We start from the raw sequence: 25,536 nt of genomic DNA on the forward strand, positions 1-25,536 counted from the left end.
CGGGTGCCTGGGCTGTGGGGCTGGCTTGCCTCGCGTTTGCCCGCGCTTGTCGGTCGCCTGCGGGTCGGGCCGTTGGTGTCCTCGTGCTGCCCGCCCGGGCCGGAGTAGCCGGGGCCCGGCGCTGTGGGGCCGGGCCGGGCTGTGCTGTGTCTGTCCGGGCGCCGGACGCCTTGGTGGTGTCCGTAGCGCTTCCGGGAGGGTGTGTGGCGGGCCCGGAGGCGCCGGGGTCTCGGCCGGACGTGATCGGCGAATTCCGATGCGCTTGCCATCGGCCCAGGCCGACAGTCGTCCCGGGGGGGTCGGGTGCCTCGGCGGGCTGGCGTGTTGTCAGTGCTGTTGGTGACATCGGGGCGGCGGTCGTCCCCCGATCGTAGGAACGCCCCGACGGTGAAACGGTTCGGCGTGTCGGTGGAGTTCTACGGTCCGGCTATGGCCGTGCCCTCCGTGTCCGCTGAGCCGCCGGCGGCCGACGTGTCCGCCGGGACCGTCCCCGCGCAGTCCCGCCAGCCCCTCGACATCCGCGCCCGGATCACCGAGTTGCGGCTGTCGGCCTTCGCCGGGCACCGGCGGGCGGGGTTTCCGCTGGGGCCGGTCACCCTGTTCGCGGGGCCCAGCGGGGCGGGCAAGACGACCGCCCTCGCCGCGTACGAGGCGCTGGCGCGGCTCGGCGGCGGGGCCCCGCTCGCGCAGGCGTTCCCGGACCCGGTCGCCTGCGTGCCGGAGCGGGCGCGCCCCGACGCCGAGGGGCGCCGCGGCTTCCGGATCGGGTGTACGGCCGACGGCGCCGAGGGCCCGGTCCGGCTCGACATCGCCGTACAGGCCGAACCGGAGCTGCGGATCGTCGGGGAGCGGCTGACCTCGCGCGGGGTCGTCCTGCTGGAGACCGCCCTGCGCGACCCCGGCCGCCGGACCGTCCAGGCCGCCTGGCACACCGCCGGCTCCGCCCCGGTGACCCGCGCCCCGCTCCCCGACGACCGCCTCGGCACCGCCCTGCTGCCGTTGCGCGTGGCCGGCAAGACCGACGGGCAGCGCCATGTGCTCGCCGCGGCCGAGCAGATGGTCGTCGCCCTGCGCTCCGTCTTCTCCTGCGACCCCCGCCCCGAGTACATGCGCGTCCCCGTCCCCATCGGCTCCGGCCGGCTGCTGCCCGGCTGCGACAACCTCGCCGACGTGCTGTGGCGCACGCGCGCGGAGTGCGGTCGCCGGCACGGCCGGCTGGTCGAGGCGCTGCACGCGGGGTGCGCGGGACCGGTGGCCGACCTGGTCGCCGAGCCGCTGCCCGACGGCACGGTACGGGCGCTGCTCGACCGCGGCGACGGCTTCCGCACCGACACCTCCCGGCTCGGCGACGGCGAGCTGCGCTATCTCGCGCTGACGCTGGTGCTGCTGACCGGGCCGGGCGTACTGGACGTGGACACCCCCGGAGAGGTGCCCGACGCCCTGCGCACCCTCACCGTCCTCGCCGACGGCTTCGACCGCGGTCTGGACCCGGGCCAGCGCCGGGAGTTGCTGCGGACGGCGGCCCGGATGGGCGAGCGCGGGCACATCCGCTGCCTGGCCGCGGTGAGCGACGCCTCCTGGACCGGCGGAACCCCGGGTGTCACGGTGGTACACCTGAACCCGTGACGGAACACCCCGACCTGGCCCGACTCCAGCGCAGACTGGCCGAGTTCGCCGCCGCGCGCAACTGGCAGCCCTACCACACACCCAAGAACCTCGTCGCCGCCCTCTCCGTGGAGGCGTCCGAACTGGTCGAGATCTTCCAGTGGCTGACGCCGGAGGAATCGGCCCGGGTGATGGACGACCCCGGCACCGCGCACCGCGTCACGGACGAGGTCGCCGACGTGCTGGCCTATCTGCTGCAGCTCTGCGACGTCCTCGGCGTCGACCCGCTGACCGCCCTGGCCGCCAAGATCGACCGCAACGAACGCCGCTTCCCGGTCCCGGGCCCCGAGGGCCGGCAGGCCGGTGGCTCGGGGGAGCAACAGGCGGAGTCCTGAACTCCGTTATTACTCTCCGAAGTCAAACCGCGTGTCGAATCCGAATTGTTGTCCGCAGATTTCCGTCTTCCTCTAGCTTTTCGCCCCAAGGCCCTTCACTCTGGGTAGTGGACAAGGGAGTTCAGGCAGCCGTGCGGAACGGCACGGCGGACGGACGGACGGGGGCACCGTATGGATGCGGTACGGCTCATCCTCACGAGCAGGCGCGCTCTGGCGCGGGGCGCCGACGCGGCGGAGATGATGGCGGAGGTCTGGCAGGCGCAGTCCCTGGCGCAGGCGATCGGGAGCCGCCTCGCGGTCTCCGGCCCGCCGGAACTGCGCGGCGAGGCGCTTGGGCTGACGGAGCTGGCGGGCCGGGGCTGCGGAGTCCTGGACCCGCCCGAACTCGACCCCGGGGACCTGCGCGCCGCCCAGCTCACCGCGCTGGACGACGCCCGCGAGACGCTGCTCTGCCTCGGCGCTCTGCTCGGCGAGGTCGGCATAGCCCTGGTCGGCATGGCCAGCGCCGCGGCCGACGAGACGACGTACTGGCAGTGCATGGAGGCGATCGACGCGGCCGACGAGTCCCGCGACCGCGTCCTGGAGATGCTGCGCAAACTGGCAGCGCGGGAGGAGGTGTTACCGGAGGACGCCCAGGACAGCCCGTCGGGCGTGTGAGCGACCCGGGTGCGGGGGCGGAGTGGGCGCGGATCGGCCCGTGTCCGAGGGGCGGGCCGTACGGATCAGCCCGCCTCGTCGGCCGGCTCCCGCACCGGCCCCCCGGACTGCAGGTCCGCCAGGGCCGACAGGTCCGCGTTCAGTGCCGCCATCAGCTCCTCCATCTGCTCCAGCAGCCCCTTCGGCCGATCGGTGGACTCGCCGGACCGGTCGGCGGGGCCTCCCCGCTCGGGAACGGACTCTTCGGACATGATGGCCTCCTCGGCCCCCGGCCCGGCAGGGCCGACGCGGTGACGCGCGACGGCGGCCAGCGTCCGGCGCGGGTGCCGGGCGGTCCGGCTCCGACGGCCCAACGATCATCGCCCGGGGCCGGTCACTGGCCCGGGGCAAGCCCGGCGCGCGGGGCGGGCGGATTTCACCCGACCGGGGACGGCCGTGCCGCACGGTACCGGCGCGGTTGACGCTGTGGTCGGCGTGCAGGATAGGGGCGCGCATCGAAATCACGTGGGCGCGCGCCACCGAGGACGAAGAAGATAACGAGTCCGTAGCGGCTTGATGGTGCTCCTGGAGGTTGCTGCGGAGGCATCACTGTCTTCAAAGCCCTCCAGTCCGACCAGGAGGTAGCGGACCAAGATCACTGCAACCGAACACGTCCCCCATAACGGTTGCAGCAATCCGGCCGCCTCAGGTTTCCCATCGACGTCCAGGAGACGGACGACGGGGAGGCCCAGCCGCGAGAGTCACGGGTTCAAACATCAAACTTGCGGCATGACCTCCGCCGCGATCAACTCCAGATGGTCCAGGTCGTCAAGGTCCAAGATCTGGAGATACACACGCTGCGTCCCGGCGGCCCTGTACCGTTCAAGCTTCTCCGCGACCTCGGCCGGGGAACCGGCTAGTCCGTTGGCCTTCAGCTCATCCACCTCACGGCCGATGGCATCGGCTCGACGCTTCACTTCAGCGTCCGACTTACCGACGCACGCGACGAGGGCGTTGGAGTAGACGAGATCGCCAGCCTTTCGCCCGCGTTCTTCGGCAGCAGCGCGGACGCGGGCGAACTGACGCTCACTGTCCTCGACGGAGGCAAACGGGATGTTGAACTCGTCGGCGTACTGAGCCGCCAGCGCCGGCGTGCGCTTCGCGCCGTGTCCGCCGACGAGGACAGGCACCTTGCTCTGCGCCGGCTTCGGCAGGGCCGGAGAGTCCTGAAGCCGGTAGTGCTTCCCGGTGAAGTTGAACCGGTCCCCAACGGGCGTTGCCCACAGCCCGGTGACGATCGCCAGCTGCTCCTCCAGCCGCGCGAACTTCTCCTTCGGGAACGGGATGCCGTACGCCTTGTGCTCCTCCTCGAACCAGCCGGAGCCCAGACCAAGCTCAACCCGACCGCCCGACATCTGGTCGACCTGCGCTACCTGAATGGCCAGGACGCCAGGGAGGCGGAAGGTTCCTGCCGTCATGAGGGTGCCAAGTCGGATACGGCTCGTCTCGCGGGCGAGACCCGCCAGCGTGGTCCATGCGTCGGTCGGCCCGGGGAGGCCGTCGACGCTGCCCATGTGCAGGTAATGATCAGACCGAAAGAACGCCCCATAGTTCAGCTCTTCGGCGGCCCGTGCGACGCGAAGAAGCGTCTCGTAGGTCGCCCCCTGCTGGGGCTCAGTGAACACTCGAAGATCCATGTATCCATCATGCATGGCGACGCTCTGACGTAGATGCCTGGCACACGCAGAGGGGCTGTGGCTTCGGTGATGGCACCATGGCGCGTCGGCCGACACCCGGGCCTCACGGCGCGGACGCGCTCCCGCAGCTCAGTTGGTCAGAGCATCGACCTCGTAAGTCGGGAGTCGCGCGTTCGAATCGCGCCGGGGTTCAGACGAGTGCGGGTGGTGCACCACGAGGGCGCACCACCCGATGGCGGGCTACTGACGCACTGCGACGATGAGCAGCAGCGTCATGACCAGCGCGAAACATACAAGTTCCACGTCCTACCTCCTGTTTTCTCGGTACGGGGACTCATTCGCAGGACGCTGCTACGCCCTACGCGCGCATGCCCTGCGGTGACCCCGGGAGCTTGGAGGTAGCGCCATCGACAGTATGCACCAACTGGTCATGTGCGGGACGTAGTTCAGAGGCCGGAGCACCCGCTTTGGGAGCGGGGAGTCGCAGGTTCGAGTCCTGCCGTCCCGACGAGGGCCCGTAAGGGCACCAGGTTCCGCCGTTCGCCTGCCGGATCGTGCCCGGAAAACACGGTGCTACTTCAGCCCCGCCGCGGAGGAGTCCCGGGACAGCACATCTTCCCCGTGACGCCCTGGCCCGGCTTGTACTCCGCGTCCAGGTCCGGCCCGTCACCGAGGCCCTCCAACGTGGTCGCGTCCTGTGCGGCCGTCTGGCCGTCCTCCCACTGGAGGTTGCCGTAGGTCATCACAGCTGTTCCTCAGTGAAGCGGCCGTCAACAAGCACATCGGCAATATCTTCAGCAAACTCGATCTGCCGGTGGACACGGACGGGCATCGCCGGGTCCTGGCGGTACTTGCCTTCCTCAGAGCGGGGCTGCCCGGCGGCGCCGGGAAATGATCCCCGGCCGGCGGGAGTCGGACGTGCCGCTCACGGATCCCGGGCCAGGAGGCGTTCACCGTCCCGGCCGAGGACGAGCAGGTTGCGGGCGACGGCGGTGTCCCCGTCGTCGCCGTCCCGCCACTCGGTGAACGCGTCGGCCAGGTGCTCGGCGCCCGCCCGGCCGGCGTCGGCGTCGTACGGGCCGGTGAGTTCGACGCCGTAGTCGTCGTCTCCGAGGTGGACCAGGACGACCCGCCCCGGACGACTTCGCGGACGGCCATGCCCTTGCCGCCGGAGGCGTAGATCCCTTTGCCGGTGCGCCAGCCGGTGTCGCGGGACACCGCGAGCAGCGCGAGCTGTCCCAGGGCACCGGCCCCGCCGGATACCGGCGGACCTCGGCGGGACCGAGGAGCCGGGGGGACCCGGTGATCCCCCCGGTCCGGTTCACCGCTGGGTGAAGCCGTAGTCGAGGATCTTCGTCGCGTCCTTGAAGCGCTGCTCCGGCGAGGTGTCCGCGAGGATGGTGCCCACGATGGTCTTCGAGCCGCGGGTGGCCGCGAACACCAGGCAGAACTTCGCCTCCGGTCCGGAACCGGTCTTCACGCCGAACGCGCCCCGGTACGAGGTGAGGAGCGTGTTGGAGTTCTTCCACGGCTTCATGGCGTGCGTACCGCCGCCGGGCCGGTACGACTTCATGTCGTCGTAGACCTTGGTGCCGACGACCTTCTTGAACGTCTTGTTCTTCAGCGCCGCCTGGGCCAGCTTGGCCAGGTCACGCGGCGAGGAGTAGTTCTTGCCGTTGGACACCCCGTCGAAGGAGTCGAAGTGGGTGTTCTTCAGGCCCAGTTCGCGCGCCTTGCTGTTCATCTTGCCGATGAACGACTTGGTCCGCTGGGCCGTCGTCGAGCCCGTGCCGTACGTGTCCGCCAGCGCGTAGGCCGCGTCGCAGCCCGACGGGAGCATCAGGCCGTACAGCAGGTCGCCCACCGACATCGAGTCGCCGAGGAGCAGGCTCGCGCTGGAGTAGCGCTGGGTCTTCGTCACCGGGTCGATGACGTAGTCGGTGTACTCCCGCTTGATCTTGACCTTCCTGTCGAGCTTCACGTTCGGCTGCGACAGCACCACGAGCGCGGTCATGATCTTCGTCGTGGAGCCGGTGCGCAGCCGTCCGTCCGGGGCCTTGCCGAAGAGCTGCTTGTTCGTGGCCGAGTTCATGGCGTACGCGCCCTGGGCCGGCACCTGCGGCGCCGCCGCCACGGTGCGCGCCGCGGCGGTCGTGTGCGGTGCCGTGGCCGCCTGGACGGGAGCCGTCGCGAGGACCCCCGCGCCCACGACGGCACCGGCCGTCACCGCGACGGCGGCTCTTCTGCGGGCCCGGGCTCCCTGGGTGATGGTCATGGTTCCCCTTCTGTCAGTGGTCAGTTGACGAGGGCTCACTCCATCAGGTCCGGGGGCCGGGCGGCCATAACGGAGATCACATGGACCTTCTGTAAACACCTTGTGCCGGAACTGTGGGCTCCATCACAGCGCGCATGATCCCGGACTGGTCGTATGACCCGGTGCGTAAACTCCTCCCCCTCGCTCTCACCGGCCTGCTCGCCGTGTCGGCATGCCAGTTGGTCGGCGGCGACGACGCCGGCGACGAGGCCCACCGCCTCAACTCCATGAAGGCGTTCCCGCTGAACGCCTACCTGCCGGACGCGGCGTCCCGCGACGGAAAGGCCGTCGGCACGGCGCAGTGGATCCTCGCCCGGCAGTGCATGGTCCGGCTCGGGTTCACCGGCTTCAAGACGCTCGACATCAGGACGGTCGAGTCGACGTACCCGGTCCGGCAGGGCACCCTCGCGAGCGGCGGCAAGGTCGGCGACAACAGCCCGTACGGCGTGGACGACCCCGACCTGGCGGCCGAGCACGGCTACCACAACCGGCAGCGGGAGGAGTCCGACAGCCAGCCCATGGAGTGGCCCGCCGACCAGTACACGGCCCTCACCGGCACCTTCGAGACCGGCGACAGCCGCCGGTCGCACGGCAGGACCATCCCCGAGAAGGGGTGCATGGGCGAGGCGGTCGGGAAGATCTACGGCCCCGAGCCCAAGCCGACGAAGATCGGCGGTGTGCGGCTCAGCGGCTACTACTCGCTCCCCGCACAGCTCTGGTACCAGGCGCACAAGGAAGCGACGAAGGACCCCGCCTGGAAGAAGGCCGACCGCGCCTGGTCGACGTGCATGAAGGGCAAGGGCTTCCGCTACCCCGACCCGGACGAGGCGTCCACCGACTCCGACTGGTACCGCACCGACCAGCCGTCGCGCAAGGAGAAGAAGACGGCGGAGGCCGACGCCCGGTGCAAGCTCGACACCGACTACATCAAGGCCGTGCACGCCGTCGAGAGCCGCGCGCAGAAGACCGTCATCACCAAGAACAAGAAGGCGCTGGAGGACAGCCGCGCCGCCGACGAGCGGGCCATGGCGAAGGCCCGGAAGATCGTCGACGCGCAGTCCTGAACCCGGCGGCCGGCGCAGCTCGTGCCGCCGGCCGCAGAGGCGGCGAAAACCGGTGGTCGGAGGGGGCTTGACCAGGGAGAATCGTCCGTATGTTCCTGACGATCTCCACCACCGGCACGGCCGGGAGCCCGGCCACCGACCTGGGGTACCTGCTGCACAAGCACCCCGACCGGGCGCAGGCGTTCTCCACCTCGTACGGCACGGCGCACGTGTTCTACCCCGAGGCGGACGCCGAGCGCTGCACGGCCGCCCTGCTCCTGGAGATCGACACGGTCGCGCTGGTCCGGCGGGGCAAGGGCAAGGGCCGCGGCGGCGCCCCGGACGCGGCCCTCGCGCAGTACGTCAACGACCGTCCGTACGCGGCCTCCTCGCTGCTCGCGGTCGCGCTGAGTGGCGTGTTCTCCAGTGCCCTGCGCGGGGTGTGCAACGCCCGCCCCCAGCGGGCCGCCGCCCCGCTGCCGCTGCGCGTCGAGATCCCCGCGCTGCCCGCCCGCGGCGGCCCTGACCTGGTACGACGGCTCTTCGAACCGCTCGGCTGGACGGTGACCGCCGACCCCGTCCCGCTCGACACCGCGTTCCCGGAGTGGGGCGACTCGCGGTACGTCCGCCTCGTCCTGGAGTCGGAGAAGCTGACCCTCGCCGAGGCGCTGCGCCACCTGTACGTGCTGCTGCCGGTGCTCGACGACGCCAAGCACTACTGGGTCGCCGCCGACGAGGTCGACAAGCTGCTGCGGGCCGGTGAGGGCTGGCTGGCCGGCCACCCGGAGCAGCAGCTGATCACCAGCCGGTATCTGTCCCGGCGCTGGTCGCTGACCCGGCAGGCGCGCGAGCGGCTGGAGCTGGTGCGGCTGGCCGAGGCCGACGACAGCGAGGTCGAGGCGATCGACAACGCGGTCGAGGAGGAGACGGAGGCGGAGGAGAAGCCGACACCGCTCGCCGTGCAGCGGCGGGAGGCGATCGTCGCCGCTCTGCGGGACTCCGGTGCCGCCCGCGTTCTCGACCTCGGTTGCGGTCAGGGCCAGTTGGTGCAGGAACTGCTCAAGGACGTGCGGTTCAGTGAGGTCGTCGGCGTCGACGTGTCCGTACGGGCGCTCACCATCGCCGCGCGGCGGCTCAAGCTGGACCGCATGGGGGAGCGGCAGGCGGCCCGCGTCAGGCTCGTCCAGGGCTCCCTCGCCTACACCGACAACCGGCTCAAGGGCTACGACGCCGCCGTGCTCAGCGAGGTGATCGAGCACCTCGACCTGCCCCGGCTGCCCGCCCTGGAGTACGCCGTGTTCGGGCACGCGCGCCCGCGCACGGTCGTCGTGACCACCCCGAACGTCGAGTACAACGTCCGCTGGGAGTCCCTGCCCGCCGGCCACGTCCGGCACGGCGACCACCGCTTCGAGTGGACCCGCGAGGAGTTCCGCACCTGGGCGGCGAAGGTGGCGGAACGGCACGGGTACGACGTCGCGTTCACGCCCGTCGGCCCCGACGACCCGGAGGTGGGCCCGCCCACCCAGATGGCCACGTTCGTGAAGGACACAGCCGCGACCAGGACCGAGAAGGAGGCGAAGGCCGCATGACCGAGACCCGAACGGGACGGGTGCTCCCCGTCACCGACCTCTCCCTCGTCGTCCTCGTCGGCGCCTCCGGCTCCGGCAAGTCGACCTTCGCCCGCCGGCACTTCAAGCCCACCGAGGTGATCTCCTCCGACTTCTGCCGCGGTCTGGTCTCCGACGACGAGAACGACCAGAGCGCGACCCGGGACGCCTTCGACGTCCTGCACTACATCGCCGGCAAGCGGCTGGCCGCCGGCCGCCGCACGGTCGTGGACGCCACCAGCGTGCAGCAGGACTCCCGGCGTCAGCTGATCGAGCTGGCCAGGAAGTACGACGTGCTGCCCATCGCCATCGTGCTGGACATGCCGGAGGAGGTGTGCGCCGAGCGGAACGCGGCCCGCACCGACCGGGCCGACATGCCCCGCCGGGTCATCCAGCGGCACATCCGCGAACTGCGCCGATCGCTGCGCCACCTGGAGCGCGAGGGCTTCCGCAAGGTGCACGTCCTGCGCGGGGTCGAGGAGGCGGAGAACGCCACCGTCGTCACCGAGAAGCGCTTCAACGACCTGACCCACCTCACCGGCCCCTTCGACATCATCGGCGACATCCACGGCTGCTCCGCCGAACTGGAGTCGCTGCTGGCCGGGCTGGGCTACGCGGACGGGGTGCACCCCGAGGGCCGCACCGCCGTCTTCGTCGGCGACCTGGTCGACCGCGGCCCGGACAGCCCGGGCGTGCTGCGCCGGGTGATGTCGATGGTGAAGTCGGGCAACGCGCTGTGCGTGCCGGGCAACCACGAGAACAAGTACGGCCGGTACCTCAAGGGCCGCAAGGTCCAGCACACCCACGGGCTCGCCGAGACCATCGCGCAGATGGAGGGCGAGAGCGAGGAGTTCAAGGCCGAGGTACGGCAGTTCCTGGACGGGCTGGTCAGCCACTACGTCCTGGACGGCGGCAAGCTCGTCGTCTGCCACGCGGGCCTGCCGGAGAAGTACCACGGCCGCACCTCCGGCCGGGTCCGCTCGCACGCCCTGTACGGCGACACCACCGGCGAGACCGACGAGTTCGGGCTGCCGGTGCGCTACCCGTGGGCGGAGGACTACCGGGGCCGCGCGGCTGTGGTCTACGGCCACACCCCGGTGCCGGAAGCGACATGGCTCAACAACACCATCTGCCTGGACACCGGTGCCGTCTTCGGCGGCAAGCTGACCGCGCTGCGCTGGCCGGAGCGCGAGCTGGTCGACGTACCGGCCGAGCGGGTGTGGTACGAGCCGGCGAAGCCGCTGCGCACCGAGGCGCCCGGCGGGCACGACGGCCGGCCGCTCGACCTGGCCGACGTGCACGGCCGCCGGGCCGTGGAGACCCGGCACGCGGGCATGGTGGCGGTCCGCGAGGAGAACGCGGCGGCGGCCCTGGAGGTCATGAGCCGCTTCGCGACCGACCCGCGCCTGCTGCCGTACCTGCCGCCGACCATGGCACCGACGGCGACCTCGCGGGCGGACGGCTACCTGGAGCACCCGGCGGAGGCCTTCGCCCAGTACGCGGCGGACGGCGTCGCCCGGGTCGTGTGCGAGGAGAAGCACATGGGCTCGCGGGCCGTGGCCCTGGTGTGCCGGGACGCGGAGGCGGCGCTGAAGCGCTTCGGGGCTGGGGGAGGGCCCACCGGGTCCCTGTACACCCGTACCGGGCGGCCGTTCTTCGACGACCAGCAGGTGACCGAGGAGATCCTCGGCCGGCTGCGCTCGGCGATCACGGGCGCCGGCCTCTGGGACGAACTCGGCACGGACTGGCTGCTGCTGGACGCCGAGCTGATGCCGTGGTCGCTGAAGGCCTCGGGGCTGCTGCGCGGCCAGTACGCGGCCGTGGGCGCCGCCTCCGGCGCGGTGTTCCCGGGCGCGCTCGCCGCGCTGGAAGCGGCCTCCGCCCGGGGCGTCGACCTCACCGGCCTGCTGGACCGGCAGCGCGAACGGGCCGCCGACGCCGACGCGTTCACCGCCGCCTACCGTCGCTACTGCTGGACCACCGAGGGCCTGGACGGGGTCCGGCTGGCCCCCTTCCAGCTGCTCGCCGTCCAGGGCCGCAGCCTCGCCGCGCTCCCGCACGACGAACAACTGGCCCTGATCGACCGGCTGGTGGAGCACGACGGCACCGGCCTCCTGCAGACCACCCGACGGCTCTACGTCGACACCGGTGACCCGGAGTCGGTGCGGGCCGGCGTCGACTGGTGGCTGGAGATGACCGGCCGGGGCGGCGAGGGCATGGTCGTCAAACCGCTCGGCGCGCTGGTCCGGAACCAGGACGGGCGGCTGGTGCAGCCCGGCATCAAGTGCCGGGGCCGGGAGTACCTGCGGATCATCTACGGCCCGGAGTACACCCGGCCGGACAACCTCGCCCGGCTGCGGCAGCGGTTCCTGAACCACAAGCGGTCCCTGGCGCTGCGCGAGTACGCCCTCGGCCTGGAGGCCCTGGACCGGCTCGCCGACGGGGAGCCGCTGTGGCGGGTGCACGAGGCGGTGTTCGGGGTGCTGGCGCTGGAGTCGGAGCCGGTCGACCCGCGCCTGTAGCCCCGGCCGTCACACAACGGCCCCGTCTTTAGGGGCCGTTGTCACAGAACACCCTTGTGTCGCACACACAACCGTCCATATGGTGGACGGCCGTGCGGCACAAGGGTGTTCGCGCGTGACGAGGGGAGTGCCGACGTGGAGATCAAGAAGGTCGTGGTCCGCGAGGACCAGCAGAGCACCACCCGCCGGCCGGCGATCCTGGAGAAGCGGCCGACCCGCTGACCATGCGCGTCCACCTGGTCACGATGCCGTGGCACCCGCTCGACCTGCCCTCGCTGCAACTGGGCCTGCTGAACCGGATCGTGCGGCGGGCCCGCCCCGGCGACGAGGTCACCGAGTTCCACGGCTCCCTGCGCTGGGCGGAGTTCCTGCTGGAGCGCTCCGGCGGCCGGTTGCGGCCGGGGGACTGCGTGGAGGTCGGCAGCGACGCGATCTTCCACGGCCTCGGCGACTGGGTCTTCTCCGGCGCCCTGTACGACGACCCCGACTGGGGCACGGCCCGGCTCCGGGACTACGCGGCCGACCGAGGCGTCTTCATCGACACGGCCCTGGCGATGCGCCCGTACGCGGCCCCCTTCATCGACGCCTGCGCCGCCGAGGTCCTGGCGGCCGAGCCGGACGTGGTCGGGTTCACCAGCACCTTCATGCAGAACGTGCCGTCCCTTGCCCTGGCCCGCGCGCTCAAGCGAAGACGCCCCGAGCTGACGGTCGTCCTCGGCGGCAGCAACTGCGACGGCCCGATGGGCCACGCCCTGCACCGCAACCACCCGTTCGTCGACCATGTGGTGCGCGGCGAGGCCGAGTACGCCTTCCCGGCCCTGTTACGCCACCTGGACGCGGGCACCGACCCCGTGGACGTCCCCGGCCTGTGCTGGTGGGACGGCGGCGGGGTGTCCCGGGCCAACACGGAAACCCGGCGGACCGTGGCCCCGGCCGACATACCTTCGCCCGACTACGACCAGTGGCAGACCGCCCTGGACGCCTCCCCGGTCCAGGAATACATCCATCCGAAGCTGGTCGTGGAGGGCGCCCGGGGCTGCTGGTGGGGCGAGAAGCACCACTGCACCTTCTGCGGGCTGAACGGTTCCGCGATGACCTTCCGTGCCAAGCCCGGGGAGCGGCTGTGGACGGAGATCGACCGGCTGGTGCGCCGCCACCGCATCCTCGACGTGGTCACCGTCGACAACATCATCGACATGGCCTACTTCCGCGACTTCCTGCCCCGCGTGGTGGCGAGCGGCTGGGACCTGCGGCTGCACTACGAGGTCAAGTCGAACCTCACCCCCGCACAGCTCCGGCTCCTCGGCGACTCCGGCACGGTGCACATCCAGCCCGGCATCGAGAGCCTGGGCAGCCGCGTCCTGGACCTCATGGACAAGGGCGTCACCGGCGCCCGTAACGTCCGCACCCTGCGCGAGTGCGAGAACCACGCCCTGACCTGCTCCTGGAACCTGCTCTACGGCTTCCCCGGCGAGAGTGCCGACGACTACACGCACGTCATCGACCAGCTCCCGGCCCTCGTCCACCTCCAGCCGCCGAGCGGTGCCCACCGCATCCAGCTGGAGCGGTTCAGCCCGCACTTCACCGACCCGGGCCTCGGCTTCGGCAAGCGCCGCCCGGCCGAGATGTACCGGCACGTCTACGACCTGCCCGAGAGTGAACTCGCCGATCTCGTCTACCTGTTCGACACCGAGCCCGCCGGTATCGCCGGCCCGGTCGAACGGCGGCTGACGGAGGCGGTGGCCGCCTGGCGGGCCGGGCACGCGCACTCCCGGCTGCTGTTCGAGGAGGACGGGACGGAGCTGCTGGTGCACGACCGACGGCACGGCCGGCCGCCCGCCACCCACCGCTTCACCGGCTGGGGCGCCGCCGCCCTGCGCCACCTGGAGGACGGCCGGACCGTACCCGCGCTGCACCGCCTGCTCACCGCCGACGGCCACGAGGTGTCCGCCGACGCCCTGGACGCATGGGTCCACCACGCCTTCTCCCTGGGCCTGTTGTTCCGGGACGGCGCCACCTGGGTCGCCCTGCCCACCTGGGGCGAACCGGTCCGGCTGCCCGAGGGGGCCGGATGAGCGGGCTGCCCGGCGGCGTGCCGCACCGGCGCACCGGGCGCCGCGTCGAAGCCGCCGCACCCCTGGACCTGAGCGGCACGGGGCGCGAGACGGCGGAGGCGGTGCGGTTCCTGCGCGAGTGTCAGGGCCTCGGCCTGCGCGTCACCTGGCGGGCGACGGGCCGGCCGTCGTACGACCCCCTCGTGCTGCGACACCTGCCTCCTCCCGCCGAACTCCCGTCGGACGACAGTGAGTTGATGGCCTGGCGGGCGGAGCACGAGCACGGCGTCCTCTACCACCGGCGCGGCCCGGACTTCGTCACCGTCCTGGACCGCAGAGAGCGCGGCACGGCCGTCCGGCTGACCCTGGACCACCCCGCCCTGCTCGCCACGTTCCTCCGGCTCCTGGAACCCACGCCCGTCGAGACGCTGGACGCGGCCGGACAGGAGGCGCTCGGGCTGCTCACCGCCGAGCGGCTGGTCCTGTCCGCCGGCGGCTGGGCGGTGACCCTGCCCCCGCGCATCCGGCAGTGGCCTGTGCCGTGCACGGCGATCTGAGCCGCCCGACAGGACGTTCGAACCCCGGCAGGATCGGAAGCGCATCGGAAGCGCGAAACCAGCTCCCGGCCCACGGATGTCGGGCAGAGTGACTCTCGTCATACCGACGGCACAGCGAGACCCCGGCGGTCTGCTGGGAGTTGCGAGGACCCATGAACGGCACCTACGAGCCGCCGAGCCTGTTACCGGCCGGCGGACCGCAGCGGACGCACGCACTGCTCATCACCGGTATCCCCCTTCTGCTGATCCTCCTCATAGGCGTCGTACCCCACCTGGCCTCGGACGACGACAGCGACAGCAGCCCTCCGGGGTACGACACGATGCCGTCGGCACCCGCCTACGGCACGCAGACCACGGACGTGTACCCGTCGTACGGGACCGAGACGGAGACCACGGACGCGTACCCGTCGTACGGCACGGAGACCACGGACAGCGCTGACCCGGATCCGTACGAGACGGAGACCACCGCGGAGACGACGTACGGCACGTCCGGTCCCGCCGACACGGTCACCGCGTTCTTCGACGCGATCAACCAGCGCGACTACGACAAGGCCTGGGAACTGGGCGGCAAGAACCTCGACAGGTCCTACAGCTCCTTCGTGGCGGGCTTCACCACCACCGAGCGGGACGACGTCACCATCACCTCGGTCGACGGCGGGACGGTCTCGGTGAACCTCCTCGCCCTGCAGACCGACGGTACGCAGAAGTCGTACAGCGGCCAGTACACCGTGGTCGACGGGACCATCACCCAGGCCTCGATGACCTCGGCCGACTGAGCAGAGCGGAGCAACCATCATGTCGACCGACACCCTCACCGTCTCCGCTCCGCCGAACGCCACGAGCGACGCCACCCGGCTGCTGTGCGCCGGCACCTACTTCGACCCGGTGTACCGCGCCGCCGTCATCCGCGAGCTGCTGACCCATCGCTACCGGGTGGTCGCACCGTCGTACGGGTACGACGCGGTCCCCGTGCTCGCGCACGCCCTGGCGGCGCGCCGGCTGCAGCGCGTGCGGCTGGCCGTCCTCGCGGCGGGCGCGGTCCTCACCTACGTGCTCGTGGCCGTCGGCTTCCTGAACGGGTTCACGGCGCTGCTCGTGGTGCTGTGGCTGCTGTGGGCCACCGCGTACTTCCGGCGCCTCGTCACCCTCCAGCTGCTGGTCAGGCGGCTGCGGCCGGGCACCGGCGGCTCGGACGGGACGCGCGGGTTCGACGGCGCGTACCCCGAGCACCCCGAGCTGACGCACGACCTCGTGAGCAAGATCAAGCGGGAGCAGGCCTCCGACGGCACCGTGGTCCGCTACGGCGGCTACAAGCCCTTCGTGGGCGCGGGCGAGCAGGTGCGCCGCTGGGCCAACGCCGAACTGCTGATCGGTGCGCCGCTCCCCGTGTTCCCCGGGCAGGGGGGACCGGGCGCGCCCGCGGCACCCGGCGCGAACGGCCCGGAGCCGAAGCGGAAGGAGGTCATCCCCTTCACTGTCGAGGAGATGACCGACTACGTCGCCGGCCGCATGGCCGCCCGGCTGCGCGACGAGACCCGGCCGGGGGAGCGGATCGACGGGCTCGCCGTCGAGGAGAGCACCTTCACCACGGCCGTCACGACGCTCCGCGGGGTGACGGAGCCGACCCTGGGCCAGCTCAACGGCCCCAGGGACGACGTCTACGACGCGGGACGGTCGTACCTGTGCATCCGGGTCGGGTCCTGGGACCAGGAACTGGTCACCACGGCGTTCGTGGGCTTCGATCTCAAGGGCAACACCCTGCACACCGAGTTCTACTCGTACGTGCTGGCGCCGATCAAGAAGAGCTTCCGGCTCGTGGACCGGCTGCCCGCCGCCCTGGACGGCGGACTGCTGCTCAAGCTCGCCTGGCACACCCTGAGCGGCGCGTCCGGGTCCGCGGTGCGGCCCCTGCGCGGCAAGGCCGGCTCCCAGTTGTCCGAGCTGCTGCCCTGGCGCAAGAACCGGATCCGGGTGCCGCAGCCCGTCGACAGCAGCGAGTTCGGCCTCGGCCGCTACGCGGACGCCATGCTGAACCGAGGAGCCGTCACCAGCGTGCGGGAGATGGCGACCAGCGCCACCTTCCACCACTTCTTCCAGGAGACGGACACGATCAAGTACACCCAGATCGTGGAGCGCCAACTCCTGCAGATCGTCCGTGACTTCCTGTACGAGCACCACGTGGACCTGACGGAGCACGAGGCCCGCCAGATGAACATCCTCAACAACTACGGGCACAACAACAGCTTCGTGAACGGCAACAACAACACCACCAACTCGGGCACGCAGAACAACTTCGGCGGCTCCGAGGGCGCCAAGGGGACGGGATCCGCATGACACAGGCACCCACGGGCGGAAACAGCAGCGACTACGGCAGCCGGAACGACTTCGGAAGCAACAACAGCTTCGTCACCGGCGACAACAACACCACCAACTCCGGCACGCAGAACTTCTACGGCTCCGCCCCCGCCGCGGCCGGCCGCGCCCACCAGGAGCAGGACCGCTCCGGTCCCTCCCCGGACCGCCGCCGCAACGTCTTCGTCATCCACGGGCGGGACGAGGAGGTGCGGGTGAAGATGTTCGACCTGCTGCGCCTGCTCGATCTGCGCCCGCTGGAGTGGGAGGACCTGGTCCGGGCCACCGGCAAGACGGCACCCTTCCTCGGCGAGGTCGTCGCGAAGGCCCCCGAGCAGGCCCAGGCGGCCCTCGTGCTGCTCACCCCGGACGACCTCGTCCAGCTCCACCCGGACCTGCGGGGCACGACCGAGCCGCCGTACGAGACCGAGCCGACCGGTCAGCCCCGGCCGAACGTGCTGATCGAACTGGGCATGGTGCTGATGGCCTACCCGGAGCGCACGCTGATGGTGGAGGTCGGTGCGCTGCGCCCCATCGCCGACATCGCGGGGCGCAACGTCATCCGGTTCGACGGCTCGGAGGCCGCCCTGCGCAAGATCGCCCAACGGCTGAGGCTGGCGGGCTGCACGGTCGACGACAGCCGCTCCGACTGGCTCCAGACCTGGCCGTACCGCCATCTGTCGGCCTACGGCCGCACCGGAGGGGGGACACCGCCGGCGCGCTGAACCGCGGTACGGGCCCGGTGGTCGTCCACGGCCGGGGGAGGGGCCCGCACCGCTCGGCGCCGTACCGGCGGTGACGGCGGCGCCCGGCGTCAGACATGGCGCCGGGCGCCCGCCGCCAGGCCGGCCAGGAACGCGCCGGCCTCCGGCAGGTCGATCCGCCCCAGCTCACCGGGGCGGATCAGCACACGCAGCTCGCGGCAGACCCTCCGCTCCCAGGAGTGCACGACGAACGACAGCAGGACCAGCCGCAGCAGGCTGTCCTCGTCGAGGTCGTGCAGCCGGGCGAGCCCCGCGCCGGTGAGCGGCATGGTGACCCGTTCCAGCTGGCCGTGCCGGCGGACGGCGTCCCACAGCCGGCTCAGGCCGAGCCACAGGTCCTCGACCCCGGACGAGGCGACGCAGTCGTTGCCCATCCGGCTGTAGGCGACGCCGAAGACCAGGTCGGGCCGGGTACCGAGGACGGCGACCGTCCCGATCGGATACCGCGCCCGCTTGCCCCGGGGCTTGTCCCGCGGGCTCTCCCACGCCACCGGAGCCACCCCCGCCAGCGCGGCCGCCAGCTCCGCGTCCAGCCGGCCGGCGTCCCCCGCGTAGCGGCGGGCCAGCAACTGCCCCTGCACACTGCCGTCGTTGATGACGACACCGTCGTCCACGAGGGTGTCGAAGGTGTCGGTGAACCCCACCACCAGATGGCCCGGCTGCTCGAACAGGTCGCCCTCCTCGACCACCACCGTCATGCCGGGGCGCCCGAACTCCTGCCGCACGGCGGCCTGCGGACGCGCCCGGGCCAGCCCCCAGGCCAGGCACAGGGTCACGGAACCGGCCAGCACCAGGCCGGGCCGGGAGACGACGCCCGGGAACAGCTGGCCCGCGAACTGCACGACGGCCGACACCCCGCCGAAGGCCGCCAGCACACTGCCCGCGAACACCCGCCGCCCGCGCCACGACCGCACGAGCCGGAACCGTGCCGGACTGCGCCGGGTCAACCGCATGATTCCCGCCGGAGCACCTTGGTACGCTGACCGCACTGATGACGGGACGTCACGCGGCGGAGGGGGCGAGGCGCGTGCAGACCCGGCCACCGCGCGTCCGCGTGAGCGTCCTGGGTCCGGTCCGACTGGACGTGAACGGCGCTCCGGTACGGCTCACCCCGCTCACGGCACGCCTGCTGGTCCGCCTGGTCGCCGCCGAGGGCGAGGCCGTGACCGCCCGCCGGCTGTACCGGGACGTCTGGCAGCACACCGTGGAACTGCCCCACCAGGACATGCGCAACCGCAACGAGGTGCAGAAGCGGATCCTGGAGCTGCGCCGCGCGTTCGACCAGGCCGGGCCGGGCCACGGTACCCGGATCGTCCGCACCGGACAGCTGCCGACCGCGCGCGGGGCCGAGAGCACCTACCGACTGGACCTGTCCGACGACGAACTGGACAGCGCCGAGTTCACCCGCCTGGTGGGCGACGCGCTGCGCGCGGCACCGGCCTCGGCCGTCCGGCTGCTCACGGACGCCCTGCGGCTCTGGCGCGGCCGGCCGCTGACCGAGGCGCAGGACGAGGAGTTCGCGAGCGCACCGGTCCGGCGGCTGAACCGGCTCAGGGAGACCGCGCTGCGGGAACTGATCGCCGGGCACACCGCGCTGGGCCGCTACGACCTCGCCCTGCCGGTGGCCGAACTGACGGCCCGGGAACGGCCGGACGACCCCGAGGCCGCCGCAACCCTGGCCCGCCTGAACGCCCGGCTGCGCGAGCGGCACGGCGACGAACTGCTGCGCCACACCCTGCGCGGGCTGCGGGTGGACGTCGTCGTGGTGCGCGGCGACCTGTTCGACCAGGAGGACGCCAACCTGGTCGTGGGATTCTCCGACACCTTCGACACCTCCACCGACGACGTGGTGATCAGCCGGGAGAGCGTGCAGGGCCAGCTGGTCGGCCGCCTCTTCGACGGCCGGCACCAGCTCCTGGACACCGCACTGCGCCGCGGACTGAAGGAGTTCACCCCGCTGGCCACGGAGAGCGTCCGGGCGAAGCGGCGCGGCCGGCGCACCCGCTATCCGATCGGTACCGCGGTGGCGGTCCCCGTCGGCAAACGCCGGGTCTTCGCCCTCGCCTACTCCCGGCTGGGCAACGACCTGCGTGCCCGGTCCGCCCCGGCGGACCTGCGGCTGAGCCTGGAACGCCTGTGGCCCTCCGTCGCCATGCACGGCCTGTTCAAGCCCGTGGCCATACCGCTGATCGGCGCGGGCCTGTCCCGCCTCGTCGAACTCGACCGCACCCAGCTCCTGCTGCTGATCGTCGAGACGTTCACCCGCAGCCTGGACCAGGACCCCGCCGTCTGCCCCGAGCTGCGCGTCGTCATCCGCGCCGAGGAACTGGAGCGGACCGACCTGTCGGCGGTCGAGGCCTTCCTGCGGCGCGTGGACGAGCGGGGCCCGGCACTCCCGCCGCCCGGCATCGGCTGATCCGTTCACGCCCCCGGCACATCTGTTCACGCCCCCCAGCAAAGACCCGCCGCCGCTTCCGCCGACAGCCTCCGCCCGCTTCCGGAACGCTTCCGGTCCGCTCGGGGTGCGGAAACCGCCGAGCGGAGGGTGAAGCGCGGCGCCGTTGGTCAGGATGGAGGCATGGGATTCCACGTCGACTCCGAGGCCGGGCGGCTGCGCCGCGTCATCCTGCACCGGCCGGATCTTGAGCTCAAAAGGCTCACCCCCAGCAACAAGGACGCCCTGCTCTTCGACGACGTGCTCTGGGTGCGCCGGGCGCGCGCCGAGCACGACGGGTTCGCCGACGTACTGCGCGACCGTGGCGTCGCCGTCCATCTCTTCGGGGACCTGCTCGCCGAGACCCTGGCGCTCCCGGCGGCCCGGACGCTCGTCCTGGACCGGGTCTTCGACGAGAAGGAGTACGGCCCCCTCGCCACCGACCATCTGCGCGCCGCCTTCGACCGGATGACCCCGGACGAGCTGGCCGAGGCCCTGGTCGGCGGCATGACCAAGCGGGAGTTCCTGGACGCTTACGCGGAACCGGCCTCCGTCCGCTTCCACGTCATGGACCTGGACGACTTCCTGCTCCCCCCGCTGCCCAACCACCTCTTCACCCGCGACACCTCGGCGTGGATCTACGACGGCGTCTCCATCAACGCCATGCGCTGGCCCGCCCGGCAGCGCGAGACCGTCCACTTCGAAGCGATCTACCGCCACCACCCCCTGTTCCGTGACGCATCGTTCCACGTCTGGTCCGAGGGGCAGGCGGACTTCCCCTCCACCATCGAGGGCGGTGACGTCCTGGTGATCGGCAGCGGCGCCGTCCTGATCGGCATGAGCGAGCGCACCACCCCGCAGGCCGTGGAGATGCTGGCACACAAGCTGTTCGCGGCCGGCTCGGCACGCACCATCGTCGCGCTCGACATGCCCAAGCGGCGCGCCTTCATGCATCTCGACACGGTCATGACCATGGTCGACGGCGACACTTTCACCCAGTACGCCGGCCTCGGCATGCTCCGCTCGTACACCATCGAGCCGGGCGTCGGCGAACGGGAGCTGAAGGTCACCGACCATCCGCCGGAGCACATGCACCGGGCGATCGCCGCCGCGCTCGGCCTCGGCGAGATCCGGGTGCTGACCGCCACGCAGGACGTGCACGCCGCCGAACGCGAGCAGTGGGACGACGGCTGCAACGTGCTCGCCGTCGAACCGGGTGTGGTCATCGCCTACGAGCGGAACTCCACCACCAACACCCATCTGCGCAAACAGGGCATCGAGGTGATCGAGATCCCGGGCAGCGAGCTGGGCCGGGGCCGGGGCGGCCCCCGGTGCATGAGCTGTCCCGTAGAGCGAGACGCCGTATAGGCGCCGTATAGAATTGCGGATGTTCGTATAGACTTCCATAGTCCTTCGTAGTCATACATCTGGAGCGCCCCCCATGGCGACAGTCTCGACCGCCCTCGCCGGCCGCCACTTCCTCAAGGAGCTGGACTTCACCGAGGAGGAGTTCCGCGGCCTGGTCGAGCTGGCGGCCGAGCTGAAGGCCGCCAAGAAGGCCGGGGCCGAGACGCAGTATCTGCGGGGCCGGAACATCGCCTTGATCTTCGAGAAGACCTCGACGCGCACCCGCTGCGCGTTCGAGGTCGCCGCCGCCGACCAGGGCGCCCACACCACCTACCTCGACCCGTCCGGCTCGCAGATCGGGCACAAGGAGTCGGTGAGGGACACCGCCCGCGTGCTGGGCCGGATGTACGACGCCATCGAGTACCGGGGCGACAGCCAGGCCAAGGTCGAGGACCTGGCCGCACACGCCGGCGTGCCCGTCTACAACGGCCTCACCGACGACTGGCACCCCACCCAGATGCTCGCCGACGTGCTCACCATGACCGAGCACAGCGCCAAGCCGCTGCGGAAGATCGCCTTCGCCTACCTCGGCGACGCCCGCTTCAACATGGGCAACTCCTACCTGGTCACCGGCGCCCTGCTCGGCATGGACGTACGGATCGTCGCCCCGAAGTCCTACTGGCCCGGCCAGGAGATCGTCGACCGCGCCCGCGCGCTCGCCGCCACCAGCGGCGCCCGCGTCACGCTCACCGAGGACGTCGCCGACGGCGTCCGGGGCGCCGACTTCGTCGCCACCGACGTCTGGGTCTCCATGGGCGAGCCCAAGGAGGTGTGGGACGAGCGGATCGCGGCCCTCTCCCCGTACGCCGTGACCATGGACGTGCTCCGCGCCACCGGCAACCCGGACGTGAGGTTCCTGCACTGCCTGCCGGCCTTCCACGACCTCGGCACCACGGTGGGGCAGCAGATCCACGAGACGCACGGCCTCAGCTCGCTGGAGGTGACGGACGAGGTCTTCGAGTCCGCCCACTCGGTCGTCTTCGACGAGGCCGAGAACCGCCTGCACACCATCAAGGCGGTGCTGGTGGCCACACTCGCCCGGGAAACCCTTGCCTGACCCGCCTCACCAGGCCTTATCCTGACCGGCGGCCCGGAGCCACCCCTTCCGGAGCCGCCGCCGCGGCCGTACGACGGCCGCCCGCACCACCAGAAACGAGCACCACCCGCATGCCCGCTCCCCGCATCAAGTCCCCGCAGCTGCTCGTCGCCGAATCCGGCGCCGACCGCGAGGGGCACGGCCTGAAGCGCACCATGGGCCTCTTCCAGCTCATCTGCTTCGGCGTCGGCGCCATCGTCGGCACCGGCATCTTCGTCGGCCTCTCCGACTCCGTCGCCCAGGCCGGCCCCGCCGTCGTCGTCTCCTTCGTCCTCGCCGCGATCACCTGCGTCTTCACGGCCCTCTCCTTCGCCGAGCTGGGCGGCGCGATCCCGGTCTCCGGCTCCTCGTACTCCTTCGCCTACGCCGGCCTCGGCGAGTCCACCGCCTTCCTCGTCGGCTGGTGCCTGCTGCTGGAGTACGGCATCTCCATCTCGGCCGTCGCGGTCGGCTGGAGCCAGTACGTCAACGAGCTGCTGCACAGCCTCACCGGCTGGCAGCTCCCGGCCGACCTGTCCGCGGGCCCCGGCGACGGCGGCATCGTCAACCTCCCGGCCGTGATCGTCATCGCCATGGCCTCCGTGCTGCTGGTGCGCGGGGTGCGGGAGAGCGCCCGGGCGACGGCCGCCATGGCCGCGGTCAAGCTCGCCATCCTGCTCGCCTTCTGCGCCATCGGCTACAGCGCCTTCAAGGACGGCAACCTCACCCCGTTCTCCCCGGCCGGCCTCGGCGGCATCGGCGCGGGCACCACCGCCGCGTTCTTCTCCTACATCGGCTTCGACGCGATCACCACGGCCGGCGAGGAGGCGAAGAACCCGCGCCGGGACATCCCGATCGCGATCATGGTCTGCATGGGCCTGGTCACCCTGCTCTACTGCGCGGTCGCGCTCGCCGCGATCGGCGCCATCGGCGGCGACCAGGTCGCCGACCGCCCCGCCGCGCTGTCGTACGTGGTCAACCAGGTCACCGGCTCCGCCGTCGGCGGCGGTGTCATCGCCTTCGGCGCGGTCGTCGCCATCGCCTCGGTGGTGCTCGCCGTGATGTTCGGCCAGACCCGCATCCTCATGTCGATGTCCCGGGACGGCCTGATCCCGCGCGTCTTCGAGAAGGTCTCCCCGAGGACGTCGACGCCGGTCGCCGGCACGCTGATCGTCGCGGTCGTCTTCGCGCTCCCGGCGGCCTTCGCCTCGCTCGACTCCGTGATGAACCTGTGCACCATCGGCACCCTCGCCATCATGGCCGTCGTCAACATCACGGTGATCGCCCTGCGCCGCCGCGAGCCCGGCCTCGCCCGCTCCTTCCGGGTGCCGCTCTACCCGGTGGCCCCGCTGCTCGGCGTCGGCTTCTGCCTGTACCTGATGTACGAGACCGGCTGGCGGACCTGGGTCCAGTTCGCCGTGTTCCTCGCGGTGGGCCTGGTGGTCTACGCCGCCTACGGCCGCCGGCGCTCCACGCTGGCGCGGCCGGCCGCCGAGGTCACGCCGGCCGCCGCTGAGCGGGAACCGCAGGCAGTCTGAACCACACCGCCTTGCCCGACGGGGTGGGGCGGTGACCGCAGGAGGAGCTGAGGGCGCGGATCAGCAGCAGCCCGCGCCCGCCCTCCTGCCACGGGTCGGGTTCCTCGATCACCGGCCGGGTCAGATGGCCGGGCGGCGCCGGGTCCGGGTCGTGCACCTCGACCTGGCAGCCGGTCGGCAGCAGCTCCACCACCAGCTCTATCGGGCCGCGCCCCGCGGTGTGCTCCACGGCGTTGGCCACCAGCTCGGCGGTGAGCAGCTCCGCGGTGTCGCAGTCGGCCGCGTGCTCCACCTCGGTGAGAGCCGTGCGCACCAGGGCGCGCGCCACGGGCACCGCGGCCGTGGTGTGCGGCAGCGCGATGCGCCAGGAGGCCGATTCGGCGGGGCGTTCGTGCAAGGCGAGTCCGTTCATGGAGCAGGCTGTCCTGCTTTCAACCTCAGGAATGGTACGGGGCCCGGTCACAGGGACCGTCGTCGGGCACCGCCCGGGACCTTCGGCCCCGGCTACGGGCGGCTTACCCCGCCGGACGTCCCGCCTCGCCGGGCCGGGCCCACTGTTACGGCGCTGTCGCCGACCGGTGACCGATGTGACCTTCCGGCCGATCAGCCCAGGCATGTCGCGTGCCCGTGACGACAGTCACAAACAGGTGATAACTTCATGGGACAGAGCAACGTACGGCACCGTCGCCCAAGGAGGCCGCACGTCATGAGTCCCTTCACCGGCTCCGCCGCCCGCACCGCCGACTGGGCCCATCTGCGGCTCCGGATCGACGACGGGGTCGCCACCGTCACCCTGGCCCGCCCCGAGAAACTCAACGCCCTCACCTTCGGCGCCTACGCCGACCTGCGCGATCTGCTCGCCGAGCTGTCCCGCGAGCGCGCGGTCCGCGCCCTGGTGCTGGCCGGCGAGGGGCGCGGCTTCTGCTCCGGCGGTGACGTGGACGAGATCATCGGCGCCACCCTGTCCATGGACACCGCCCAGCTGCTCGACTTCAACCGGATGACCGGGCAGGTCGTCCGGGCGATCCGCGAATGCCCGTTCCCCGTGATCGCGGCGCTGCACGGCGTGGCCGCGGGCGCCGGAGCGGTCCTCGCCCTGGCGGCCGACTTCCGGGTCGCGGACCCCTCGGCCCGCTTCGCCTTCCTCTTCACCCGCGTCGGCCTGTCCGGCGGCGACATGGGCGCGGCCTATCTGCTGCCCCGGGTCGTCGGCCTCGGCCACGCCACCCGCCTCCTCATGCTCGGCGACCCGGTACGGGCCCCCGAGGCCGAGCGCATCGGCCTGATCAGCGAACTCGCCGAGGAGGGCGGCGCGGACGAGGCCGCCGCGGCGCTGGCCCGCCGGCTGGCCGACGGCCCGGCCCTGGCGTACGCCCAGACGAAGGCCCTGCTGACGGCCGAGCTGGACATGCCGCTGGCGGCGTCGGTGGAGCTGGACGCCTCGACCCAGGCCCTGCTGATGAACGGCGAGGACTACGCGGAGTTCCACGCGGCCTTCACCGAGAAGCGCCCGCCGAAGTGGCGGGGGAGGTGACC

The 25,536-nt window shown here is 71.7% G+C and carries 23 protein-coding genes and 2 tRNA genes; 19 read left to right on the forward strand and 6 right to left on the reverse strand.

Going from position 1 to position 25,536, the window contains the following annotated elements; translation table 11 throughout:
• Positions 1-429 precede the first annotated feature (429 nt).
• The 3 genes from ABZ937_RS04615 (at position 430) to ABZ937_RS04625 (ending at position 2,657) form a co-directional block, all read left to right on the forward strand.
• Positions 430-1,626, forward strand: a complete 1,197-nt coding sequence (locus ABZ937_RS04615) for an ATP-binding protein (protein WP_361685620.1) — start codon at positions 430-432, stop codon at positions 1,624-1,626.
• Positions 1,623-2,000 carry a nucleotide pyrophosphohydrolase gene (locus ABZ937_RS04620; RefSeq protein WP_361685622.1) on the forward strand — a complete coding sequence of 126 codons (378 nt, stop codon included), beginning with the start codon at positions 1,623-1,625 and terminating at the stop codon, positions 1,998-2,000. Before ABZ937_RS04615 ends, ABZ937_RS04620 begins: the two co-directional genes overlap by 4 nt.
• 171 nt (positions 2,001-2,171) lie before the next feature.
• The gene (locus ABZ937_RS04625; protein ID WP_361685623.1) at positions 2,172-2,657 is read left to right on the forward strand and encodes a DUF6099 family protein; all 486 of its coding nucleotides are present in this window, start codon (positions 2,172-2,174) and stop codon (positions 2,655-2,657) included.
• A 65-nt stretch (positions 2,658-2,722) separates the two neighbouring features.
• Here the strand turns inward: ABZ937_RS04625 and ABZ937_RS04630 are convergent, their stop codons facing one another.
• Together ABZ937_RS04630 and ABZ937_RS04635 are read right to left on the reverse strand one after the other, a co-directional pair.
• Positions 2,723-2,908, reverse strand: a complete 186-nt coding sequence (locus ABZ937_RS04630) for a hypothetical protein (protein WP_361685625.1) — start codon at positions 2,906-2,908, stop codon at positions 2,723-2,725.
• A 504-nt stretch (positions 2,909-3,412) separates the two neighbouring features.
• Positions 3,413-4,333 carry an LLM class F420-dependent oxidoreductase gene (locus tag ABZ937_RS04635; protein WP_361685627.1) on the reverse strand — a complete coding sequence of 307 codons (921 nt, stop codon included), beginning with the start codon at positions 4,331-4,333 and terminating at the stop codon, positions 3,413-3,415.
• 112 nt (positions 4,334-4,445) lie between these two features.
• On the opposite strand from ABZ937_RS04635, the gene ABZ937_RS04640 reads away from it, so the two are divergent.
• Both ABZ937_RS04640 and ABZ937_RS04645 read left to right on the forward strand, forming a co-directional pair.
• Positions 4,446-4,526: transfer RNA gene (locus ABZ937_RS04640), tRNA-Thr, on the forward strand.
• Between the two features lie 242 nt (positions 4,527-4,768).
• Positions 4,769-4,841, forward strand: a tRNA-Pro gene (locus ABZ937_RS04645).
• 70 nt (positions 4,842-4,911) lie between these two features.
• Here the strand turns inward: ABZ937_RS04645 and ABZ937_RS04650 are convergent.
• On the reverse strand, positions 4,912-5,076 hold the full coding sequence (locus tag ABZ937_RS04650) for a hypothetical protein (protein WP_361686136.1): 165 nt from the start codon (positions 5,074-5,076) through the stop codon (positions 4,912-4,914).
• A gap of 296 nt (positions 5,077-5,372) precedes the next feature.
• Here ABZ937_RS04650 and ABZ937_RS04655 point away from each other — a divergent pair, with 296 nt between their 5' ends.
• On the forward strand, positions 5,373-5,513 hold the full coding sequence (locus ABZ937_RS04655) for a hypothetical protein (RefSeq protein WP_361685629.1): 141 nt from the start codon (positions 5,373-5,375) through the stop codon (positions 5,511-5,513).
• A 141-nt stretch (positions 5,514-5,654) separates the two neighbouring features.
• Here the strand turns inward: ABZ937_RS04655 and ABZ937_RS04660 are convergent, their stop codons facing one another.
• Complete coding sequence (locus ABZ937_RS04660) at positions 5,655-6,608, reverse strand: serine hydrolase (protein WP_361685631.1); 954 nt, start codon at positions 6,606-6,608, stop codon at positions 5,655-5,657.
• A gap of 161 nt (positions 6,609-6,769) precedes the next feature.
• On the opposite strand from ABZ937_RS04660, the gene ABZ937_RS04665 reads away from it, so the two are divergent.
• The 8 genes from ABZ937_RS04665 to ABZ937_RS04700 all read left to right on the forward strand — a co-directional run bounded on the left by ABZ937_RS04665 (position 6,770) and on the right by ABZ937_RS04700 (position 17,507).
• Complete coding sequence (locus ABZ937_RS04665) at positions 6,770-7,711, forward strand: hypothetical protein (RefSeq protein ID WP_361685633.1); 942 nt, start codon at positions 6,770-6,772, stop codon at positions 7,709-7,711.
• A gap of 89 nt (positions 7,712-7,800) precedes the next feature.
• Positions 7,801-9,279, forward strand: a complete 1,479-nt coding sequence (locus ABZ937_RS04670) for a 3' terminal RNA ribose 2'-O-methyltransferase Hen1 (protein WP_361685635.1) — start codon at positions 7,801-7,803, stop codon at positions 9,277-9,279.
• Positions 9,276-11,819: a polynucleotide kinase-phosphatase gene (locus ABZ937_RS04675; protein WP_361685637.1), complete on the forward strand. Its 2,544-nt coding sequence runs from the start codon at positions 9,276-9,278 to the stop codon at positions 11,817-11,819. Before ABZ937_RS04670 ends, ABZ937_RS04675 begins: the two co-directional genes overlap by 4 nt.
• A gap of 224 nt (positions 11,820-12,043) precedes the next feature.
• Positions 12,044-13,894 (forward strand): RiPP maturation radical SAM C-methyltransferase, encoded by a 1,851-nt coding sequence (locus ABZ937_RS04680; protein ID WP_361685639.1) that lies wholly within the window; start codon positions 12,044-12,046, stop codon positions 13,892-13,894.
• Positions 13,891-14,430 (forward strand): DUF5825 family protein, encoded by a 540-nt coding sequence (locus ABZ937_RS04685; RefSeq protein WP_361685641.1) that lies wholly within the window; start codon positions 13,891-13,893, stop codon positions 14,428-14,430. The genes ABZ937_RS04680 and ABZ937_RS04685 overlap by 4 nt, the downstream gene beginning before the upstream one ends.
• Positions 14,431-14,582: 152 nt before the next feature.
• Entirely contained in the window at positions 14,583-15,206 is a 624-nt protein-coding gene (locus ABZ937_RS04690; RefSeq protein WP_361685643.1) for a hypothetical protein, read from the forward strand.
• Positions 15,207-15,225: 19 nt separating this feature from the next.
• The gene (locus ABZ937_RS04695) at positions 15,226-16,764 is read left to right on the forward strand and encodes a hypothetical protein (RefSeq protein ID WP_361685645.1); all 1,539 of its coding nucleotides are present in this window, start codon (positions 15,226-15,228) and stop codon (positions 16,762-16,764) included.
• Positions 16,761-17,507 carry a nucleotide-binding protein gene (locus ABZ937_RS04700; RefSeq protein WP_361685647.1) on the forward strand — a complete coding sequence of 249 codons (747 nt, stop codon included), beginning with the start codon at positions 16,761-16,763 and terminating at the stop codon, positions 17,505-17,507. The genes ABZ937_RS04695 and ABZ937_RS04700 overlap by 4 nt, the downstream gene beginning before the upstream one ends.
• An 89-nt stretch (positions 17,508-17,596) precedes the next feature.
• Here the strand turns inward: ABZ937_RS04700 and ABZ937_RS04705 are convergent, their stop codons facing one another.
• Entirely contained in the window at positions 17,597-18,499 is a 903-nt protein-coding gene (locus tag ABZ937_RS04705) for a macro domain-containing protein (protein ID WP_361685649.1), read from the reverse strand.
• Positions 18,500-18,537: 38 nt separating this feature from the next.
• On the opposite strand from ABZ937_RS04705, the gene ABZ937_RS04710 reads away from it, so the two are divergent.
• The 4 genes from ABZ937_RS04710 (at position 18,538) to ABZ937_RS04725 (ending at position 24,000) form a co-directional block, all read left to right on the forward strand.
• Entirely contained in the window at positions 18,538-19,962 is a 1,425-nt protein-coding gene (locus ABZ937_RS04710; RefSeq protein ID WP_361685651.1) for a macro domain-containing protein, read from the forward strand.
• Positions 19,963-20,124: 162 nt separating this feature from the next.
• The gene (locus ABZ937_RS04715; RefSeq protein ID WP_361685653.1) at positions 20,125-21,348 is read left to right on the forward strand and encodes an arginine deiminase; all 1,224 of its coding nucleotides are present in this window, start codon (positions 20,125-20,127) and stop codon (positions 21,346-21,348) included.
• 73 nt (positions 21,349-21,421) lie between these two features.
• Positions 21,422-22,444, forward strand: coding sequence for an ornithine carbamoyltransferase (gene argF, locus ABZ937_RS04720; protein WP_361685655.1), 1,023 nt, complete (start codon positions 21,422-21,424; stop codon positions 22,442-22,444).
• A 110-nt stretch (positions 22,445-22,554) separates the two neighbouring features.
• Positions 22,555-24,000, forward strand: a complete 1,446-nt coding sequence (locus ABZ937_RS04725; RefSeq protein WP_361685657.1) for an amino acid permease — start codon at positions 22,555-22,557, stop codon at positions 23,998-24,000.
• Here ABZ937_RS04725 and ABZ937_RS04730 read toward each other — a convergent pair.
• Positions 23,960-24,412 carry an ATP-binding protein gene (locus tag ABZ937_RS04730; protein ID WP_361685659.1) on the reverse strand — a complete coding sequence of 151 codons (453 nt, stop codon included), beginning with the start codon at positions 24,410-24,412 and terminating at the stop codon, positions 23,960-23,962. The genes ABZ937_RS04725 and ABZ937_RS04730 overlap by 41 nt on opposite strands.
• Before the next feature lie 294 nt (positions 24,413-24,706).
• Here ABZ937_RS04730 and ABZ937_RS04735 point away from each other — a divergent pair, with 294 nt between their 5' ends.
• Positions 24,707-25,534: an enoyl-CoA hydratase family protein gene (locus ABZ937_RS04735; RefSeq protein ID WP_361685661.1), complete on the forward strand. Its 828-nt coding sequence runs from the start codon at positions 24,707-24,709 to the stop codon at positions 25,532-25,534.
• The last annotated feature ends 2 nt before the right edge of the window (positions 25,535-25,536 follow it).

The organism is Streptomyces sp. NPDC046727, from assembly GCF_040645635.1.
Lineage (GTDB): Bacteria > Actinomycetota > Actinomycetes > Streptomycetales > Streptomycetaceae > Streptomyces.

Bases quoted from the DNA above. Each gene is read 5' to 3' on its own strand.
- ABZ937_RS04715 (WP_361685653.1), top strand. From the start codon at position 20,125: ATGGGATTCCACGTCGACTCCGAGGCCGGGCGGCTGCGCCGCGTCATC.
- argF (WP_361685655.1), top strand. From the start codon at position 21,422: ATGGCGACAGTCTCGACCGCCCTCGCCGGCCGCCACTTCCTCAAGGAG.
- ABZ937_RS04630 (WP_361685625.1), bottom strand. From the start codon at position 2,908: ATGTCCGAAGAGTCCGTTCCCGAGCGGGGAGGCCCCGCCGACCGGTCC.
- ABZ937_RS04660 (WP_361685631.1), bottom strand. From the start codon at position 6,608: ATGACCATCACCCAGGGAGCCCGGGCCCGCAGAAGAGCCGCCGTCGCG.
- ABZ937_RS04650 (WP_361686136.1), bottom strand. From the start codon at position 5,076: ATGACCTACGGCAACCTCCAGTGGGAGGACGGCCAGACGGCCGCACAG.
- ABZ937_RS04705 (WP_361685649.1), bottom strand. From the start codon at position 18,499: ATGCGGTTGACCCGGCGCAGTCCGGCACGGTTCCGGCTCGTGCGGTCG.
- ABZ937_RS04710 (WP_361685651.1), top strand. From the start codon at position 18,538: ATGACGGGACGTCACGCGGCGGAGGGGGCGAGGCGCGTGCAGACCCGG.
- ABZ937_RS04690 (WP_361685643.1), top strand. From the start codon at position 14,583: ATGAACGGCACCTACGAGCCGCCGAGCCTGTTACCGGCCGGCGGACCG.
- ABZ937_RS04735 (WP_361685661.1), top strand. From the start codon at position 24,707: ATGAGTCCCTTCACCGGCTCCGCCGCCCGCACCGCCGACTGGGCCCAT.
- ABZ937_RS04680 (WP_361685639.1), top strand. From the start codon at position 12,044: ATGCGCGTCCACCTGGTCACGATGCCGTGGCACCCGCTCGACCTGCCC.
- ABZ937_RS04730 (WP_361685659.1), bottom strand. From the start codon at position 24,412: ATGAACGGACTCGCCTTGCACGAACGCCCCGCCGAATCGGCCTCCTGG.
- ABZ937_RS04675 (WP_361685637.1), top strand. From the start codon at position 9,276: ATGACCGAGACCCGAACGGGACGGGTGCTCCCCGTCACCGACCTCTCC.
- ABZ937_RS04670 (WP_361685635.1), top strand. From the start codon at position 7,801: ATGTTCCTGACGATCTCCACCACCGGCACGGCCGGGAGCCCGGCCACC.
- ABZ937_RS04685 (WP_361685641.1), top strand. From the start codon at position 13,891: ATGAGCGGGCTGCCCGGCGGCGTGCCGCACCGGCGCACCGGGCGCCGC.
- ABZ937_RS04700 (WP_361685647.1), top strand. From the start codon at position 16,761: ATGACACAGGCACCCACGGGCGGAAACAGCAGCGACTACGGCAGCCGG.
- ABZ937_RS04625 (WP_361685623.1), top strand. From the start codon at position 2,172: ATGGATGCGGTACGGCTCATCCTCACGAGCAGGCGCGCTCTGGCGCGG.
- ABZ937_RS04695 (WP_361685645.1), top strand. From the start codon at position 15,226: ATGTCGACCGACACCCTCACCGTCTCCGCTCCGCCGAACGCCACGAGC.
- ABZ937_RS04725 (WP_361685657.1), top strand. From the start codon at position 22,555: ATGCCCGCTCCCCGCATCAAGTCCCCGCAGCTGCTCGTCGCCGAATCC.
- ABZ937_RS04635 (WP_361685627.1), bottom strand. From the start codon at position 4,333: ATGGATCTTCGAGTGTTCACTGAGCCCCAGCAGGGGGCGACCTACGAG.
- ABZ937_RS04615 (WP_361685620.1), top strand. From the start codon at position 430: ATGGCCGTGCCCTCCGTGTCCGCTGAGCCGCCGGCGGCCGACGTGTCC.